This window comes from Flavobacterium sp. BFFFF1 (assembly GCF_002256285.1).
Taxonomy (GTDB): Bacteria; Bacteroidota; Bacteroidia; order Flavobacteriales; family Flavobacteriaceae; genus Flavobacterium.
Window position 1 is genome coordinate 1 of sequence record NZ_NKJE01000011.1, and the last position, 16,356, is coordinate 16,356.

Sequence of the window (16,356 nt, forward strand, 5' to 3'; positions counted from 1 at the left end):
CAGGATGATGACCATCAATGAGAAGATCAGCAATCCGGGACTAATGGACCTTACCGCCGAATCGAAATGGGCATTGTCAAGACCGGCCGCCATATACAGGTTTAAGTTTGGCGCCACGGCAAACTGTGCCGTATAATAACGTTTTGCGGATCTTTCGAATTGGTGTACGCCTTCCGCCTTACAGTATTTATTCAGGCTATCCTGGCCCATAATGACTACATTCACCTCAATCAGCGGCGGGTTGATACACAGCCTTTCGGGCCCGACTTTACAGATATAAAATGCATCGAATTTCTTAAGCGGTGACATTTGGCTGAAGAAAGGCGCCATGTCGATGACTCTTTTATCATCAAACGACCTTCGGGCCGCACCCATCCGGAATGTAATGGTACGGGTAAGTTTTACTTTACCGGGAGCGCCGTCGATAACATCAATAGCCTTTATGCCAACGGATTCAATAATGAGTTTTTTACCGTCGATAAACAGGTTTTCAGATTTAACAGGAGCCTTAGTTTCCTTAGCATTGGTCTTTACTCCTTTCGCCTTATTTTCAGCTTTGGCAGTCGTTTTTGCCGGAACCTGCTTTGCCTCTCTCTTTTTTTCAGGATAGTTGGCAAGCATGAGGCCTTTTTCAGGGTCGTTTATAATCCGGCTTTCCTTTACTGCCTGTGCCTGGTCATCGATATAGCCAAGCAATTGCTCCTGCACATTGCGGAAAACCGCTGCATTCCGATTATCTTCCCTGCCCTGCTGCATCGGTATGATGACCAATATATATCCAGTGATGGCCGTAGCAAGCACTAGCGCAGTGACAATAGCATAGGCATTGGTTTTGAATAATTGGCGGAGGGAGTTGAGCATAATAAATGTTGATTAACGGACTTATACGAAACAAGTGTGTAATGCGTTCAAGCCCTTTTCAGATACTTTTCAAGAATCTCATGCGATTCAGAGCTATCATCAAAGTCAATATCGTATGATTCATCATACTCATATACTTCTGTAACTGTACCTTTGCTTCCCTTCGGAAGTTTATCACCTTCTGGATAGTTTCTTTCCTCTGTCAATTCGACACGATCTCCTTTTTTAAATTTCATGGTGCTGTAGTTTTAGTGTTCCATTATTAATCAAGATTCGCCTTATACATTTCCCAAAACGCTTTGATATCAGCCACTGAAGTTTGCTGTTGGTCCAGGGTTTTCCCATCAATATTCTCGCCAAGAATCTTCAGCAGCAACTGGCGTTGTGATTCCCGGAATAACTCCTTGCGGTTTGCGAGTTCACTTGTCTTTAGGGGCAAATCTTTTACGTCTGTCAGTTCATCAGGATAAAAAGAGTCTGCATTGGCGACACCACCTGACGGCATTCCTGCTATGGAAGCTGCTACATTTACCACCTGGACCATTACATCGAAAGTCGCCTGAATCAGTTTGGCGGCATCAACCCGGACACCTTTAATCGAATAATTATTATTGTAACTGTCGGGCATTTCGTTCAGTACCACCGCGATATCAGCATTGCCAAAAAACGTGTTGCTGACAGTACGGTTATAAGTGCTTTTCCAAATGTGACTATTCTCTTTCATCGAAATGTACGATACCATTTTATCTCCTAACAAATTGGCACGTCCATTATGAAAAACAGCATTTACTTCCGCAAGTCGTATTGTGATTTCACGGATAACTGGCTCTTTTTCTGCCTCAGTGAGTAAATTACTTTTATCAAGAATGGTTATCATTTTCTGGAATCTCTCCGGTATCAGCAGGTAAATATCGACAGCGTTCTTATATCGCTTATCTACCATATGGATATTTGCTGAATCCAATTTCCTAAAAATCGTATCAACTGCGGCATTGTAGTTTCTTTTGAAGTTGGAATCCTTTTCACGAGCATCTTTAGCAATCAACCTTCCAGCTTTTATCCGTTCTTCAGTAATCTCATTGTGTTTCATGATAATCCTGTCTTTTTCAGCAATTATTTTTGCTCCCGTCAAGGGCTGCAATGCTCTTTTATATTGAAACGCAAGCTTTTCAAACTGATCGATCCCATCATGAATTTTCTTTAATGCTATAGGATTGGCCGTACTTACATTTACTCGAAGGCTGGTACAGCCGATGCACACGGCAACTATCAATATCCCAATAATTGTTTTCATATTAACTTTGTTTTTTGAGCAACCATTTGTATAATAAATCCAGTGTATTTGGAGTGTCTTCACCGGGATACATTTTGGAAAGTTCGCTTTTTACAAATTGTATGTATCGTTCCTCTATCTGTGCTTCATTTAAGCCGGCACTGTCAGTCAGCAGGTTTGCCTCGACACGCATTTTGAACATTTCAATCTTATTGTCAACTTCAGAGCGTTCCGCTTTTATTGCGGCTGACTGCTCTATCTTGTCTTTGTTTGCCAATAATGCGACAGAATTCATCGTCGTTTTATTTTTAACGATATTGCTGAAACCGTTTGCAATGGCATCTGAATTACTCGACAATAGCAAAACCAATTCCTTATTCTGATCTGCCGGATTTGTAGCGCCAACCGGCATAAACCTTGCTTTTTCAGGCTGCCCCAACTCTCCAAAATACTCCTGTATGGAAGTTCGGTCATAGTAACCGGAGACATATCTTGAGCTCGAAAGGAAGGAATAACCCCTGACTTCCACTTTATAGTAATTCGCCACGGGTTCGAGGGTATCCTTAAAATAATGGGTTTCTTTAAATGAGGAACAGGAGTTAAATGAGAATGCCAGTCCCAGACAGTAAAATATTATATATCTCATATCGTGATTTTTTCCCGGGTGTTACCCGCGTAAATTATAAAACAAAAGTGTTGTGTCGTATTATACCCTCCTCGGATCGCCTATCAAATACTCGCCGCTCCATTTGAACCAGGCATCAGAAGTGTTCTGTCCTGCTTTTCCATCAGCAGTCAATGCACTACCATTCTTATTTAGCAATTCCTGAAGTACTTTAGCTTCAACAGTCACCGTGCCGGTATAGTATTTTACCAGTTTTCCGGCTTTTATGATTTGCTGTTTAGGCGTTTCGGGTCCGATGCCAATGGTACCATTCTCAACCAAGCGTTTGAGTAATGCGACAACACCACATTGTTTGGAAACCAATTCCGGATCGTATTTCCCATCGCTCGCATATTTGCCTTTGGTATATTTGTCAGTGTAACTCCACAGATACGGTGACGGCAATCCTTTCTTAAAATATCCGAGTCCATTGTATGCTTCTATGCGGTACAGCATTTCCCCGAGGCTCCAATCTGTAACTTTATGAAAGTTCTTTCCTTTCATCGCATCGGTCGCGCTGTATTCCCAGGTAAATGGCGGATTGCCTGAAACAGGTTGCCCAGCGGGAACATGTACCGTCCTCGCTGTCAGTGGATCGCCGTTGTGCAGGTGGCCATTGAAATTCAGGCCGACTTCCATGTTATGTAAGACGCCGATAACGTACCATGGCATGTTTAATGGTCCGGCTACCGCTTCGTAACGCGCCTTATTTGCAGTAATCTTGTCGACTGCCTTATTAATTTCGACGAGTTTTACAGGATTGTACTTGCAGGTATTGAATTTACTTTCGTAGTCTGCTTTTTGTTGTGGTGTCATCGTATTTGGTTTTGGTGGTTTAATGTTGGTTTAGCTTACCGATTCCGCAGCATAAGACTCGAAGCCGAAGAACGAGTAATCAATGGTCATGTTTCCGGTTGTGTCTTTCGAGCCAATAACTTCGCGATTCCCATGAGGATAGTCAAGTCCCCGGATAAATGAGCACAGGTAATACCCCACCTGATCGTCCTTATCATTAGCCGATAGTCCAAATGCAGTCTTTGAGACAAACTTATAAATTGCGGTAATGGATTCTGTTACCGGATCAGCCGTAGCCGCGAGCTTTGCAATGGTTCCTATAAGACTGCTTACATTGTCTTCAGTAAGTACCGTTTGCAGTAATGCAGCGGTGTCGCGTGTTTTCTTATCACTTTCTACCGCAAGAATCATCCAACTGAAATCTTCCGGAATGATTTTACTTTTATAAACTATGTAACCAGTGTCGCCGAAAGTAATGACACTGTTGTCGCGTACTTTCGCTATCGGCATCATAATCCTGGAATTCACGACTTTCTCGATTGCGGAACGAACAGCAGCTGCCTTTTGTTCATCGTCATTGGTATCGAAGAATTTTTGCAATGACGGAAAATCATCTTCTGAATAATTGATAAAACTCATTAGTTGGACTTCACCTTTCCCCAGCAGCTCGCCATTCTTTTTAAGACTGACTTTATTGATTCTCACATAAAACATATTTTCATTATTTAATTGGTCTGCATCAAATATAAGCAGTTGATAATCAATAAAAAATACCCGCTACAGGGTATTTTTTTTCCAATTAACAATGAATAATTAACAATTAATAATTCGCAGGCCAGGCAACCGGGGTAGTATTCAGTATCCATTATCAACCGTCCTTTGTCAATTATTAATTATTAACTGTCAATTATTAATTATTAGCGGCTTATTCCTTAGCCGTTCCAATTATCTTTTTATTTTTGCCAAAACAAAAACTGCCATTATGCTGATTATAGGAATCGCCGGAGGAACGGGTAGCGGGAAAACAACCGTAGTACATCAGATCATGAATGAATTGCCACAAACGGAAGTCGGCATCATTTCCCAGGATTCTTACTATCGCGAAAACAACAATCTTTCGTTTGATGAGCGGGCGCTGATTAACTTTGACCATCCCCGCGCCATTGATTTTGAATTGCTTGTCGCACAGCTCAAAGACCTGAAAGCCGGTAAAACCGTAAACCAGCCTGTGTACTCGTTCGTTACGCACAACCGAACCGACGACACCATCGCCACACATCCGCGCAAAGTAATGATTGTAGAAGGGATCCTGATCCTTGCCAACCCAGAGCTGCGCGAAATGTTTGACATTAAGATTTATGTACACGCCGACTCAGACGAACGCCTGATTCGACGCCTGAAACGCGACATCGCGGAACGTGGGCGCGACATGCATGAGGTCTTGAACCGCTATCAAACAACTTTAAAACCGATGCACGAACAGTTTATCGAACCAACAAAGGCGTTTGCAGATATTATTATCCCAAATGACAAATACAATACCGTGGCCATTGATGTGGTCCGGGCAGTTATTAACCAACGTATTCTTTAAATATGAATTGCGGATTGAGAATTTCAAACGTCGTCGACTCCAAATTCTCAATTCTAAATTCTCAATTAATGAAAAACCCGCTAAAAAATAGCCTTGAAAAACGTCCGTTGCTGCGCTTCCTGAGCAACCGGTATGTTTTGGTTTTGCTGTTTTTTGCGGTGTGGATGTTGTTTTTGGATAACTATTCCTGGCTAAACCACAGGCTGCTTGACAAGGACATTGACGAACTCGAGGATAACAAGCATTACTACGAGGACGAAATCAAGAAGGATGTACGAAACATCAAAATCCTGAAAGACTCGAATCAGATTGAGAAATTTGCCCGCGAGAAGTACTATATGAAACGCGACAGCGAGGACATTTACATCATCGAGTTTGAAGGTGACACGGTGAAGAAGGATTTTTAAACGCTCTTATTTTACTTTTTTGTGACTTCCCGTGAAATTTGACTTCTTTGTTGATTTGACTTCGGATTTAACGATCATAATCCCATAAGCACTTATTTTTTTCTTTCCGTTTTCGTTTTGGAAATCGCTTTTGCCGTACACCACCTCTCCCAAATGGTTTTCACCAATTTCAAAAAGCTGTGGTTGCGCGGAAAGGTTCACCACAACGATGTAATTTGCCCTGGAAAAAGTCAGGACGTACGGATTATCGTTAATAACCTTGCGATACGAACCCGCAGTAAAACCCAGATTTGAACTACGCCATCGCAATATTCCTTTATAAAAATTCCAAAGCGATTTCGGATCATTCTTTTGCTCTTCGAGCGAAATGCCGTCGTTTGGCATTTGATTTCTTTTGTCCCACCAAACCCCGGTGTCTTTGTACCAAAGCGGCATTCCTTTCCCGTCGGAAGCATACCAGTCGAACGCCTCCCGTACGGGGATGTCATTCCCATCATTCGTGCCAAACTGTTCATGCTTTCCTTTCATCCCGATTTCCTGGCCATAATAAATGGAAGGAATTCCGCCTATTAACAACTGTATCGCAGCGGCGACTTTTGCTTTTGCCAAAGTCATATCGTCGTGTGACGCAAAGCGGTTTGTGTCGTGGTTTTCGAGGAAGACGAGCTGGTTTTTTCCTTTTGGATTGTAATTGAACGTGCTGTCTGCGGCTTTTTCGATTTCGGCTTTGTCAAATTTTGGAATCGCAAAGGCGAGGCGGAAGGCAAACACCTCATCAACCGAACCGTTCGTGAGGTAATCATGTCCATAAGAAGCCCAGTTTGCCTGTTCCGCAATGATTTTAATTTCTGGGTTCACCGCCGTTAATCCTGTCAGGACCGGTGTCCAGAAATCGGCAAAAAGATTCGTCAGCCTCTTCATATTGTCCAGGTTGTCCATCATGTGATCCAGACGGAAACCATCAACCCCGTCGTCAAATTTCCCGTCGTTGTTCGGGTCGATCCAATATTGCAATACCTTTTCGGTATATGCCTTTACGTTTTCAGACTTCATGTTGACCACGGCGATCTGCTGCTTGCTATTGTCGTATAGGGTGAACTCCGGAACGCCGTAAAAATAAACCGGCTTTTTGTTTTCCGCATCATCATACAACAGATACTCAGAAAATACCGACTTTGGATTGCCAAAGGAATCCTTGAACCACGGATGTGTGCCTGCCACATATTGCATTTCCACATCCTGGTAGATTTTCATCTTCCGTTTGTGGACTTCCCTGACCAAATCGAGATAGTTTTTCATTGTGCCGTATTCCGGATCGATTTTTTCAAAATCCTGTGCAAAATAATTATGGTAAAAATCTGAAACGTACAAGGGCGTCAGCAGAATAGACGTTACACCCAAATCCTGTAGGTAATCCAGTTTTTGGTTGATGCCGTTCAAATCGCCATTACCATCGTTGTCAGCGTCGAAGAAACTGCGCTGGAATACGTGGTAAATAACTTCGTCCTGTGCGACTGCCGTTTGCAGGCATAGGAAAGCAAATAAGATCATTCCTTTAAATTTCATTCGTAATGTCTTTTAAAAGAAGCCTGCCTTAGGATGGTTTTCCCGATCGGCTTCAAGGTTACTTTTTCGTTTTTATTGGTGTGGGTGTTGAATAATATGGTTTCAAACGTCAGGTCGCCAGTCTTCACAATTTTCTCAACACTTTTAATCATGTAAATGTCGTTTGACTTTGGCGTGTACTCGATGTCAGCAAGACCGGCAGTATGATAATCCTTTACGGGTGTTGCGGTCGATTCGATCGGATGTGCCAATATTAACGCGCCATAAGTAAAATAAACCTCCTTATTCCAATCGCGGTATTCATCCGGATGTGTTACAAATTCGAGTTTTATCTGTTCGCGTTTGCCCCATTTCTTTTTGATATAAATGTAATCACGGTCGCAATCATAGGGTGTATTCAGTTTAAAGTTCTCAGCCCAGTCCGGAATGCGGATTTTTAAGGTAAAGTCGGCGCCAGCGGCTACAACGTCAAATACAACATGGTTTTCATAAGGGTACTCCGTCCGTTCACTAATTTTTATTTGTTTGCCGTTGATTACCGTATTCAATTCGGAAGGACCCAAGAGCGAAGCTACAATATCATTGCCGTCCTTAAGCCACATGTGTTGTACATAATAGGGCGCGATCCGTCCGGCATTGGGCACACAGCAAACGGCTGCTTCACGGTGTACTGGAGAGTATCTGTAACGGGTTTGCTTTGCGTCGGATTCATCGCCGTTTAAGCCACCTGTCATTGCATAGGAGTTGTCCGTCTTGAGATAGGCGATACAGCTGTGCTCTGGGTTTCGCGCGCCTTGCGCTGCATTGAAAAAGAGTCTTTCAATCCGGTCACCGTATTCCGACTCGCCGGTTTTTGTATACAAGCTGGCATAGCTGTGCAGCAGTTCCTGTAGTGAGCAGTATTCGTATCCGGTGTTTGTTGCATCAGCGGATCGACCACCAATCCATTCGTCACCGATTGGTCCGCCGGTGGCTGTGGTGATCAAGTTAAGGCGCCGCATAAAATCGATAACCGCATTTCCCAGGTCTCCGCTCCCCGACGCGTACCACGCCGCCGCCAGCGAGCGAAGCTGTTCATAGGTGTGTACACCGTGTCCTTTGAACTTGTAATTGTCGTCTGTTATTTTGGCATATTGCCCGTCTTCATTCAGCACCTGCTTTGAAAAATCCTTATACAGGAACAGGGCATAATCCAGATAGCTTTGGTCACCGGTGATGTAAAACAATTGCTCCAGTACATCGGTAAAAGTCAACCCATGCGACAATCCGCCCACATCCGGGTTTTTCGAATAAAACGGATGCGCGCTTTCGGCAGGGAAATTCTTTATGGTGTTGTCGACAGCCCTTTTTACGGCAAGCAGTACTTTCTCGTCTTTAGCGTAATCGAACCATGCCAGCAATCCACGCAGTAAGGTGGTCTTTGCCCAAAGTTCGCCGTTTTCATTTTCGAATTTATAGCGCAGTTCCGGATCATAAATTCCGAGATAACCGTCAGCATCCTGTGTAGCCAAAATACGTTCAATGTACTGGCGCACGCGTTCCAGGTGTTTGGCATCGTCAGTCAGCATCGCGCTTCGGATATAGCCGTCCCACCAATTGCTTTGGGTTTCGCTATTCCACCAGTACAATTGGATTTGCCAGTCGCCTTCCAGGCCAAGTGCACCTAGTTCTTTTGCTTTGGAGTGTTTTGTGAGACGGTCCTTTCCATAGATATCATCGGCTACAATCAGGTCCGGCGCAAGGCTGTCAAGATGGCCTGTAAAACCGTTAAGATTTTGCTCAAGCTGTTCTTTTATCCAGCCTGCAGGTTTTACTTCAAACAAACGAAATGTCGCAAACTTTTCTTTCAACGGTGTCGTCTTCATGTATACGCTGTCCTGTCCCTGTCCCATCATTGGAAATAAAAAAAATATTAAGCATATCCCTTTAAAAGCCACCGCCTTAATTTTAGTGTTTTTCATCGTATGCCAATCTGGTTTTTAAAAGTTGTTTCATTCTGTGGTTGGTCACATGCTGGTCACACAACGGTTCGCAGGTGTAAGGCATCATCGGCATGTAAGGTTTGGGGCCGAACTCCGGCGTAATGGTCATCTTCGGATTTCCAACTGTCTTTTGTATTTCAAGGACTTGTTTCCACCATACGATGAACTTTTCACAGTGGCTTTCCCATTCCGGCGCAAACGGGTCGTTAACCTGTGGGCCCTGTTCAAAACCGATACGCGCATGCAGGTGTTTGACATGCGGAAATATGGCTTCCAAAATCGCCGGCTGATCCTGCAGCATACTTTCAGACACGGTGCACCAATGCGAAAAATCGCCGGTCAGTTTCAAATCGGGGAAAACCATGAGGTAAGGCAACAGTGTTTTCGCGTGGAATGTAAACCTACCGCGGTGAATTTCATGCAACACAGGAATACCTGTTTTTGTTGCGATTGCTTCCGCGCGACGAATAATATTACAATTTTCGTCAAAGCCAAAATAATCCTTACCGGTATGCGCGTTGATGAAATCCGGCCGCAGACTGGAGAGATATTCCAGTTTATTACACATCTTTTCGGTATACGCGGCAACAGACTCACTCGCGCTTGGGAGTACCTGCTGCGCGATAAATACAAAATCCGGATTGGTCTGCGACTTTATTCTTTTTATGCCATTCAACAATTCGGTCGTAAAAATGGCATCGTCAGGCAGGTTGATTTCGATACCGTCATAGCCCGAAAGCAATACCTCCTCGAGGAACTTTCCGGCTGCTGTACCTTCGTAACCCCAATAAGGGCAAATGTACTTTATGTTCATTTGCTTTCGTAAAGTAAGGGGTTAATCGGCGAATTGATGATTTCACCCGGGACGGCGCCGGGACACCAGGTATTCCAGTCATTTACCTGGTTTTCATTTTCGGGTTCCTTGAGTTTCATCTTGCTGTCCATATAAATGATGGTCATCACTTTACGCATTTGATCGGTTTGGTTTGCGCCTGCCCTGTGGAAGACCCAGCCGGAATGAAAACTGATTTCGCCCGCATCAAACGGTTCTATAACGCGCTTAAAATCGGTAACACGGAGTTTCTTTTCGATGCGCTGTTCGCTTTCGTCGCCAATCGCGAGCTCACGGCCATCGACAATTACATGACTTCCGGCACTGAACTCAAGTGGGCCCATCTCCAATGGCACTTCCTGTAGTGGAATCCATGCAGTAATGGTCTTGTCGGTTTCCAGTGGCCAATAGTATTGATCAGCGTGCCAGGGCGTAATGCCGCCGCCGCCTTCCTTAAACAACGCCTGATCGTGGTAAAGCCTCGCCCCATCAGTCTGCATCAGTGACGCCGCAATCTGTGCCAGCCTCTCGCTGAAAATCAGGGCTTTCACGATGTCGCTCTCGCGCCAAAGGTTGAACAATTGAAGGAATGCTTTCCCGTAAGTGTCCCTTTCCTTCAGGTCACGGGTGTCCTTGTCCATCGCTGCCACCTGCGCGGAAATTTCCATGCTAAAGAAGTGAAGTGTTTCGGGATTAAGTGCCTGCTTCAGTTTGATGTAACGGTTCCTTTGGTAAAAGGCGATCTGCTCCTCGGTGAGCACATAAGGTTGCGCAAGGAAATCCAATATGGTTTGTGGTACACTCATCTTAAATGTATTTTGACAAAGATATTTTTAAGCCATGCTAAAAGCCGACACTAAAAATCAAAAAACAAACACTATATTTCCTATTTTAGCTAAATTGTTTTCTAAAAATAACAATATGATACTATGAAGGCGGTCCTGGAAGATATTGCGCAGCGTAAGGGTTCCGATTCATTTGTGGCCTATTCGTTTGAGATGCCTTTTTTTGAATTCAGATGGCACTATCATCCGGAGTATGAGCTCACGCTGATTACTGAAGGCAAGGGAAACCGCATTGTCGGCGACAGCCATGAGGGGTTTGCAGCAGGCGATTTGGTGCTTTTAGGCTCAGGGTTACCACACACCTGGGCCGGAAAACAACAGCGGAATAAAAAGAATAGTGCCGTTGTCATTCAGTTTTCCGAGGCATTTATCTCAAAGTTCACGGCACTGCCTGAAGGTGGGGCCATTCGCAAAATGCTGGAAAATGCAGCAAAAGGGTTTGCATTTCCAAATGCACCGGCGCTACTTAGAAGTAACATCGAAGCACTTCCGGAGCGCGAAGGAATTGCGAAAGTAATTGCGCTGTTGGAAATCCTTCATACACTGTCAGAAGAAATGGGAATTCCGTTGTCAAACCTGCATTATGCGCCTGTTGGCAATGTGGTGAATGAAAACCGCATCAACAAGATTTGTGGTTATATCCAGCAACATGCTGACGAACAGATTACCCTGGAACAGGTTGCGGGATTGGTTCACTTGTCCAAAAGTGCCTTCTGTAAACTCTTCAAACGGATGGTGAAAATCAACTTTTCCGATTATATCAATGAGATACGCATTGCGAACAGCTGCCAACTGTTGCTGGAATCAGATAAAACGGTGCGTGAAATTGCAATACAGGCAGGTTTTGAGAGCCTGACCTACTTCAATCGGGTGTTCCTGAAGAAGAAAGGACTGACGCCGATGGCGTTTCGAAAACAGTTTCTGTTACAGTAATTTTTAGTCGATCAATAATTTGACATTGGGGAGTTTCTCCTTTAATTTCTTTTTCAGCTGTGCCTTGTAGGCGTCTGAAAAATTATTGGAAAAAAGAATCAATTCCTGTAATGCCTTCAGGTTAAAAATCTCTTCAGGCAAAGTTTCCAATTCGTTTCCGGCAAGGCTCAGGCTTTTCAGTTTTGAAAGGCTTCCGATTTCTTTTGGTACTGAAGTGAAACCATAATCAGAAAGATACAAGGTTTCAAGATTGGTATATTTTGAAATGGCAGTGGGAATTTCGTCTAAGGTAATATCAGTCGTGTGTGGGTTAATTTTAATCGACAGTACTTTTTCCGGATCCTTATCCGCTTCTTCAAAAGACTGGCATTTCACACACTGTCCGAAACTGATAACAGGCAATAGTAAGAATAACAAAGCTGCAAATTTTTTCATGTCTATTTTTTTTCGAAGATATAAAAATATATTTCCCGTTTTTGAGGCCACTTGATTTTTCGTTAAAATATGCAATTCCGAAACTTAGACTGTTTCGTTTTTTTTAATTAAATTTCGTTCCTTAAATAACCCTTCTTTTTAAAGAAATAAAACGACATTACTGCGTGGCACAACCTAACCTTTTTGACGACTTCGGGCCGGTATCTTCAAAGCAATGGAAACAGCAGATACAGTTTGAGCTCAAAGGTGCTGATTACACCGAAACCCTTGTCTGGGAAAGCCCTGAAGGCATTAAGGTAAAACCTTTTTACCATCGCGATGAGGCAGGAACATTCCCGAAACCCAAAAGCGCGGAGGGGTTTTCAATTTGTGAAGACATCTATGTTTTTGAGCTGCAGAAATCCATTGCGCGGGCGCTCGATTGCCTGAGCCGTGGCGCAGAAAGCCTGCGTTTTTACATTCCCTCCGCGGATACCGATATACAGCAGCTGTTAGCAGCACTGCCACTTGAGAAAACCCGAGTGTATCTTAGTTTGCCTTTCATTTCCAATGATTTTGCAGAAAAAATCTCGGCTTATGCCAAAGATAAAAATGCGGAAATCCATTGCCTGATTGATCCCGTCGGACATCTCGCACGCGAGGGCAACTGGATGGAGACGCCCGGGACTGACAATTTTAAGGCACTTGGCAGCCTGCCCGGAAAAGCCCATATGTCCCTTATCAGCGTTGATGCGACGTTGTACCAGAATGCCGGGGCAAACATGGTGCAGCAACTCGCCTATGCCCTCTCCCATGCCAATGAATATATCAATCATATTTCAACCATCGGAAAACCGCTGGTATTTCAGGTAGCGATCGGATCCAACTACTTTTTTGAGATTGCGAAGCTCAGGGCGTTGCGGTTGCTGTTTGATGCAGTGGCAAACGAATACGGCATTGCAAACGGTTGCCATATCATTGCGATACCCTCTAAAAGGAACAAGACCATCTATGACTACAATGTGAACATGCTGCGCACGACTGCAGAATGTATGGCTGCAGTGGCTGGTGGTGCTGATGCGGTTTCAAATATGCCGTATGATGCCCTGTATCATAAAGGAAATGAATTTGGAGGCAGGATTTCCCGAAACCAGTTGTTGATCCTAAAGCACGAAAGTTATTTCGACAAGGTGGAAAACCCCGCGGACGGCAGTTACTATATTGAAAGCCTTACGCAGCAGCTTGCTGAAAAAGCATTGGCCTTATTTAAAGAAATGGAAGCCGCCGGTGGATTCCTGAAACAGCTTTCCGATGGCACCATCCAAAAGAAAATTAACGAAAGTGCCGCGCGCGAACAGGAATTGTTTGATTCCGGCAAAGAAGTGCTTTTGGGCACCAACAAATACCCGAACAAAAACGATAGGATGAAACACGAGCTCGAGCTGTTTCCTTTCGTTAAAATAAAACCACGAAAAACATTACTCACCCCAATCATCGAAAAGCGTCTCGCCGAAAAACTCGAACAGGAACGCCTCGACACTGAAACTGAAACGATATGAAAACCATCCTAATGCTGCTATGCTGCTTTATTTCATTGGCGGCACTCTCACAGAAACGCGCCATTGAAATCACGAATATTGAAAACGGTAAAACCAAAATATTTGCCGAAAACGAACGCGTCAAAGCCCGTACGCTTGATTACAAGAAACACGTGGGCAACCTTTCTTTTACCGACAACGGTACGCTTAAGATCGGCAACGACGTCATTAAAATTGACAGCCTGCAAAGCATTAAAAAACAGCCTAAGGTATTGGGAACAGTAAAAACTGTCGTGCTGATTGCCGGGTTAGCCACCGTGGCCACTTCTATCGCGATTGCGACCGCAGGAAATAACGCCGCGTTTCTGGTTTTTGTTGCAGGTTCTGGAACAGCGATTGGGGCCGGTGTACTGGAGGCAGTGAATTCAAATTATACCCTGCGCAAGTGGACATTTAAAATCATTGAGCAATAATGCGGAAAGATTTACAACATATTACGTTAGCCGAAAGCCGAAATTCAAAAGTCAAAAGTTCTGATTTTGAGCACTTTCAAACCGCAGAAGGCATTGCAATCAAGCCTTCTTATGGTGAAAGCGACATTCAAAATCTGGAACACCTTGACTTCGGGGCTGGATTTGCACCAAATTTACGCGGACCCTATGCGACCATGTATGTACGGCGCCCCTGGACCATCAGGCAATACGCCGGATTTTCCACGGCTGAGGAAAGCAATGCGTTCTACCGACGAAACCTGGCTGCCGGGCAGAAAGGACTTTCGGTAGCATTTGATCTGGCAACGCACCGCGGTTATGATTCCGATCATGAACGCGTCGTCGGCGATGTAGGAAAAGCGGGGGTCGCAATTGACTCGGTAGAGGATATGAAATTGTTATTCGACCAGATTCCGCTTGACGAAATGTCTGTTTCAATGACGATGAACGGTGCGGTTTTGCCCATCATGGCCTTTTATATTGTCGCTGCAAAAGAACAGGGCGTGTCGCCTGAACAGCTTTCGGGTACCATCCAAAACGATATCTTAAAGGAGTTTATGGTGCGCAATACGTACATCTACCCTCCTACGCCTTCCATGAAAATCATTGCGGACATCTTCGATTATACGAGTAAGAACATGCCGAAGTTCAATTCGATTTCGATTTCAGGCTACCACATGCAGGAAGCCGGTGCAACCGCCGATATTGAACTCGCTTATACGCTGGCTGATGGTTTGGAATACATCCGAACCGGACTTGCAGCAGGCATGAATATTGATGAGTTTGCACCACGATTGTCATTTTTCTGGGCCATTGGCATGAACCATTTCATGGAGATTGCAAAAATGCGCGCCGCACGGATGCTTTGGGCAAAACTACTGAAACAATTCAGCCCAAAAGATGAGAAGTCGCTTGCATTAAGGACGCATTGCCAGACGTCAGGTTGGAGTTTAACCGAGCAGGATCCATTCAATAACGTAGCACGCACTTGTATTGAGGCCGCTGCCGCGGCATTCGGCGGAACGCAGTCGTTGCACACCAATGCGCTGGATGAAGCCATTGCACTGCCCACGGATTTCTCCGCGAGGATTGCACGCAACACCCAAATATACTTACAGGAAGAAACGAAGATTACGAAGACCGTCGATCCCTGGGCAGGCAGCTATTACGTAGAATCGCTTACGTCAGAAATCGCTGAAAAAGCCTGGGCGCTGATCGAGGAGGTAGAAGAACTGGGCGGAATGACCAAGGCGATCGAGGCGGGAATTCCAAAACTTCGAATCGAAGAAGCGGCCGCGAGAAAGCAGGCGCGTATTGACAGCGCGCAGGACATTATCGTCGGGGTCAACAAATACAGGCTAAAAAAAGAAGACCCGTTGCACATCCTTGATGTCGATAACGAAATGGTGCGAAAGCAGCAGGTCGAACGGCTTGCGCACATCAGGGCTTCAAGAGACAACGACAAAGTGCGCGAAACGCTTGAAAAATTAATCGAAACCGCGAAAACCGGTAAAGGAAACTTACTTGAAATCGCGGTCGAAGCAGCAGGCTTCAGGGCAACCTTAGGCGAAATCAGCGATGCGCTGGAAACCGTCTTTGGGAGGTATAAAGCACAAATTAAATCATTCAGTGGCGTGTACAGCAAAGAAATCAAGAACGACGAAAGCTTTGCCAAGGCGAAGCAACTGGCCGATGCGTTTGCTAAAACAGAGGGTCGCAGGCCAAGAATCATGATTGCGAAAATGGGACAGGACGGCCATGACCGCGGTGCAAAAGTCGTTGCGACGGGCTACGCCGATGTTGGGTTTGATGTAGACATCGGGCCATTGTTCCAGACTCCTGCGGAAGCGGCGAAACAGGCGGTTGAAAACGATGTCCATATCCTCGGTGTCTCTTCGCTGGCGGCCGGACATAAAACGCTCGTACCCCAGGTGATTGCCGAACTGAAAAAATATGGCCGTGAGGACATTATGGTGATTGTGGGCGGCGTCATTCCGGCGCAGGATTATCAATTTTTATTTGACGCTGGCGCTGTTGCGGTGTTCGGGCCGGGCACGAAAATCAGTGAGGCCGCCATACAGATTCTGGAGATATTGATTGGAGCGTAAAAGAGAGTAAAGAATCAAAATTGGAACTATTTCCTGTAACGAAGTGATCTTCCAAC

General features: G+C 44.7%; 17 protein-coding genes. 6 read left to right on the forward strand and 11 right to left on the reverse strand.

The genetic code is table 11. The features are described from left to right. The 6 genes from CFE23_RS08395 to CFE23_RS08420 form a co-directional block, all read right to left on the reverse strand. A partial coding sequence (locus CFE23_RS08395) for a hypothetical protein (protein ID WP_291086701.1) occupies nt 1-861 on the reverse strand: 861 nt, incomplete at its 3' end. Nucleotides 862-908: 47 nt separating this feature from the next. Further along, on the reverse strand, nt 909-1,097 hold the full coding sequence (locus CFE23_RS08400) for a hypothetical protein (protein WP_291086703.1): 189 nt from the start codon (nt 1,095-1,097) through the stop codon (nt 909-911). A gap of 26 nt (nt 1,098-1,123) precedes the next feature. Beyond that, on the reverse strand, nt 1,124-2,155 hold the full coding sequence (locus CFE23_RS08405) for a hypothetical protein (RefSeq protein ID WP_291086705.1): 1,032 nt from the start codon (nt 2,153-2,155) through the stop codon (nt 1,124-1,126). A gap of 1 nt (nt 2,156) precedes the next feature. Then, nucleotides 2,157-2,780 (reverse strand): hypothetical protein, encoded by a 624-nt coding sequence (locus CFE23_RS08410; protein WP_291086707.1) that lies wholly within the window; start codon nt 2,778-2,780, stop codon nt 2,157-2,159. Nucleotides 2,781-2,840: 60 nt separating this feature from the next. Next, a complete protein-coding gene (locus CFE23_RS08415; RefSeq protein ID WP_291086709.1) occupies nt 2,841-3,614 on the reverse strand; it encodes a hypothetical protein in 774 nt (257 codons plus the stop codon). A 30-nt stretch (nt 3,615-3,644) separates the two neighbouring features. Then, nucleotides 3,645-4,298 carry a hypothetical protein gene (locus tag CFE23_RS08420; RefSeq protein WP_291086711.1) on the reverse strand — a complete coding sequence of 218 codons (654 nt, stop codon included), beginning with the start codon at nt 4,296-4,298 and terminating at the stop codon, nt 3,645-3,647. 277 nt (nt 4,299-4,575) lie between these two features. On the opposite strand from CFE23_RS08420, the gene udk reads away from it, so the two are divergent. Next, entirely contained in the window at nt 4,576-5,184 is a 609-nt protein-coding gene (gene udk, locus CFE23_RS08425) for a uridine kinase (protein ID WP_291086713.1), read from the forward strand. 68 nt (nt 5,185-5,252) lie between these two features. After that, nucleotides 5,253-5,591 (forward strand): septum formation initiator family protein, encoded by a 339-nt coding sequence (locus tag CFE23_RS08430; RefSeq protein ID WP_291086715.1) that lies wholly within the window; start codon nt 5,253-5,255, stop codon nt 5,589-5,591. A gap of 6 nt (nt 5,592-5,597) precedes the next feature. Here CFE23_RS08430 and CFE23_RS08435 read toward each other — a convergent pair whose 3' ends face one another. From CFE23_RS08435 to CFE23_RS08450, 4 genes are read right to left on the reverse strand one after another with little or no spacing between them, the layout of a single operon-like run. Next, entirely contained in the window at nt 5,598-7,157 is a 1,560-nt protein-coding gene (locus CFE23_RS08435) for an alpha-amylase family glycosyl hydrolase (protein WP_291086716.1), read from the reverse strand. After that, a complete protein-coding gene (locus CFE23_RS08440; protein ID WP_291086718.1) occupies nt 7,154-9,118 on the reverse strand; it encodes a beta-L-arabinofuranosidase domain-containing protein in 1,965 nt (654 codons plus the stop codon). Before CFE23_RS08440 ends, CFE23_RS08435 begins: the two co-directional genes overlap by 4 nt. Then, nucleotides 9,105-9,953 (reverse strand): sugar phosphate isomerase/epimerase, encoded by an 849-nt coding sequence (locus CFE23_RS08445; RefSeq protein ID WP_291086720.1) that lies wholly within the window; start codon nt 9,951-9,953, stop codon nt 9,105-9,107. Before CFE23_RS08445 ends, CFE23_RS08440 begins: the two co-directional genes overlap by 14 nt. Continuing rightward, a complete protein-coding gene (locus CFE23_RS08450; protein WP_291086722.1) occupies nt 9,950-10,777 on the reverse strand; it encodes a phytanoyl-CoA dioxygenase family protein in 828 nt (275 codons plus the stop codon). Before CFE23_RS08450 ends, CFE23_RS08445 begins: the two co-directional genes overlap by 4 nt. Before the next feature lie 123 nt (nt 10,778-10,900). On the opposite strand from CFE23_RS08450, the gene CFE23_RS08455 reads away from it, so the two are divergent. Next, on the forward strand, nt 10,901-11,749 hold the full coding sequence (locus tag CFE23_RS08455) for an AraC family transcriptional regulator (RefSeq protein WP_291086724.1): 849 nt from the start codon (nt 10,901-10,903) through the stop codon (nt 11,747-11,749). Nucleotides 11,750-11,752: 3 nt separating this feature from the next. On the opposite strand, the gene CFE23_RS08460 is transcribed toward CFE23_RS08455, so the two are convergent. Continuing rightward, nucleotides 11,753-12,184: a hypothetical protein gene (locus tag CFE23_RS08460; protein WP_291086726.1), complete on the reverse strand. Its 432-nt coding sequence runs from the start codon at nt 12,182-12,184 to the stop codon at nt 11,753-11,755. Between the two features lie 164 nt (nt 12,185-12,348). Here CFE23_RS08460 and CFE23_RS08465 point away from each other — a divergent pair, with 164 nt between their 5' ends. Genes CFE23_RS08465 through scpA form a run of 3 tightly spaced genes read left to right on the forward strand, consistent with a single transcriptional unit; the run spans nt 12,349 to nt 16,300 of the window. Next, nucleotides 12,349-13,722: a methylmalonyl-CoA mutase subunit beta gene (locus CFE23_RS08465; RefSeq protein WP_291086727.1), complete on the forward strand. Its 1,374-nt coding sequence runs from the start codon at nt 12,349-12,351 to the stop codon at nt 13,720-13,722. After that, a complete protein-coding gene (locus tag CFE23_RS08470) occupies nt 13,719-14,174 on the forward strand; it encodes a hypothetical protein (RefSeq protein ID WP_291086728.1) in 456 nt (151 codons plus the stop codon). The genes CFE23_RS08465 and CFE23_RS08470 overlap by 4 nt, the downstream gene beginning before the upstream one ends. Further along, nucleotides 14,171-16,300, forward strand: a complete 2,130-nt coding sequence (gene scpA / locus CFE23_RS08475) for a methylmalonyl-CoA mutase (RefSeq protein WP_291086899.1) — start codon at nt 14,171-14,173, stop codon at nt 16,298-16,300. The genes CFE23_RS08470 and scpA overlap by 4 nt, the downstream gene beginning before the upstream one ends. The last annotated feature ends 56 nt before the right edge of the window (nt 16,301-16,356 follow it).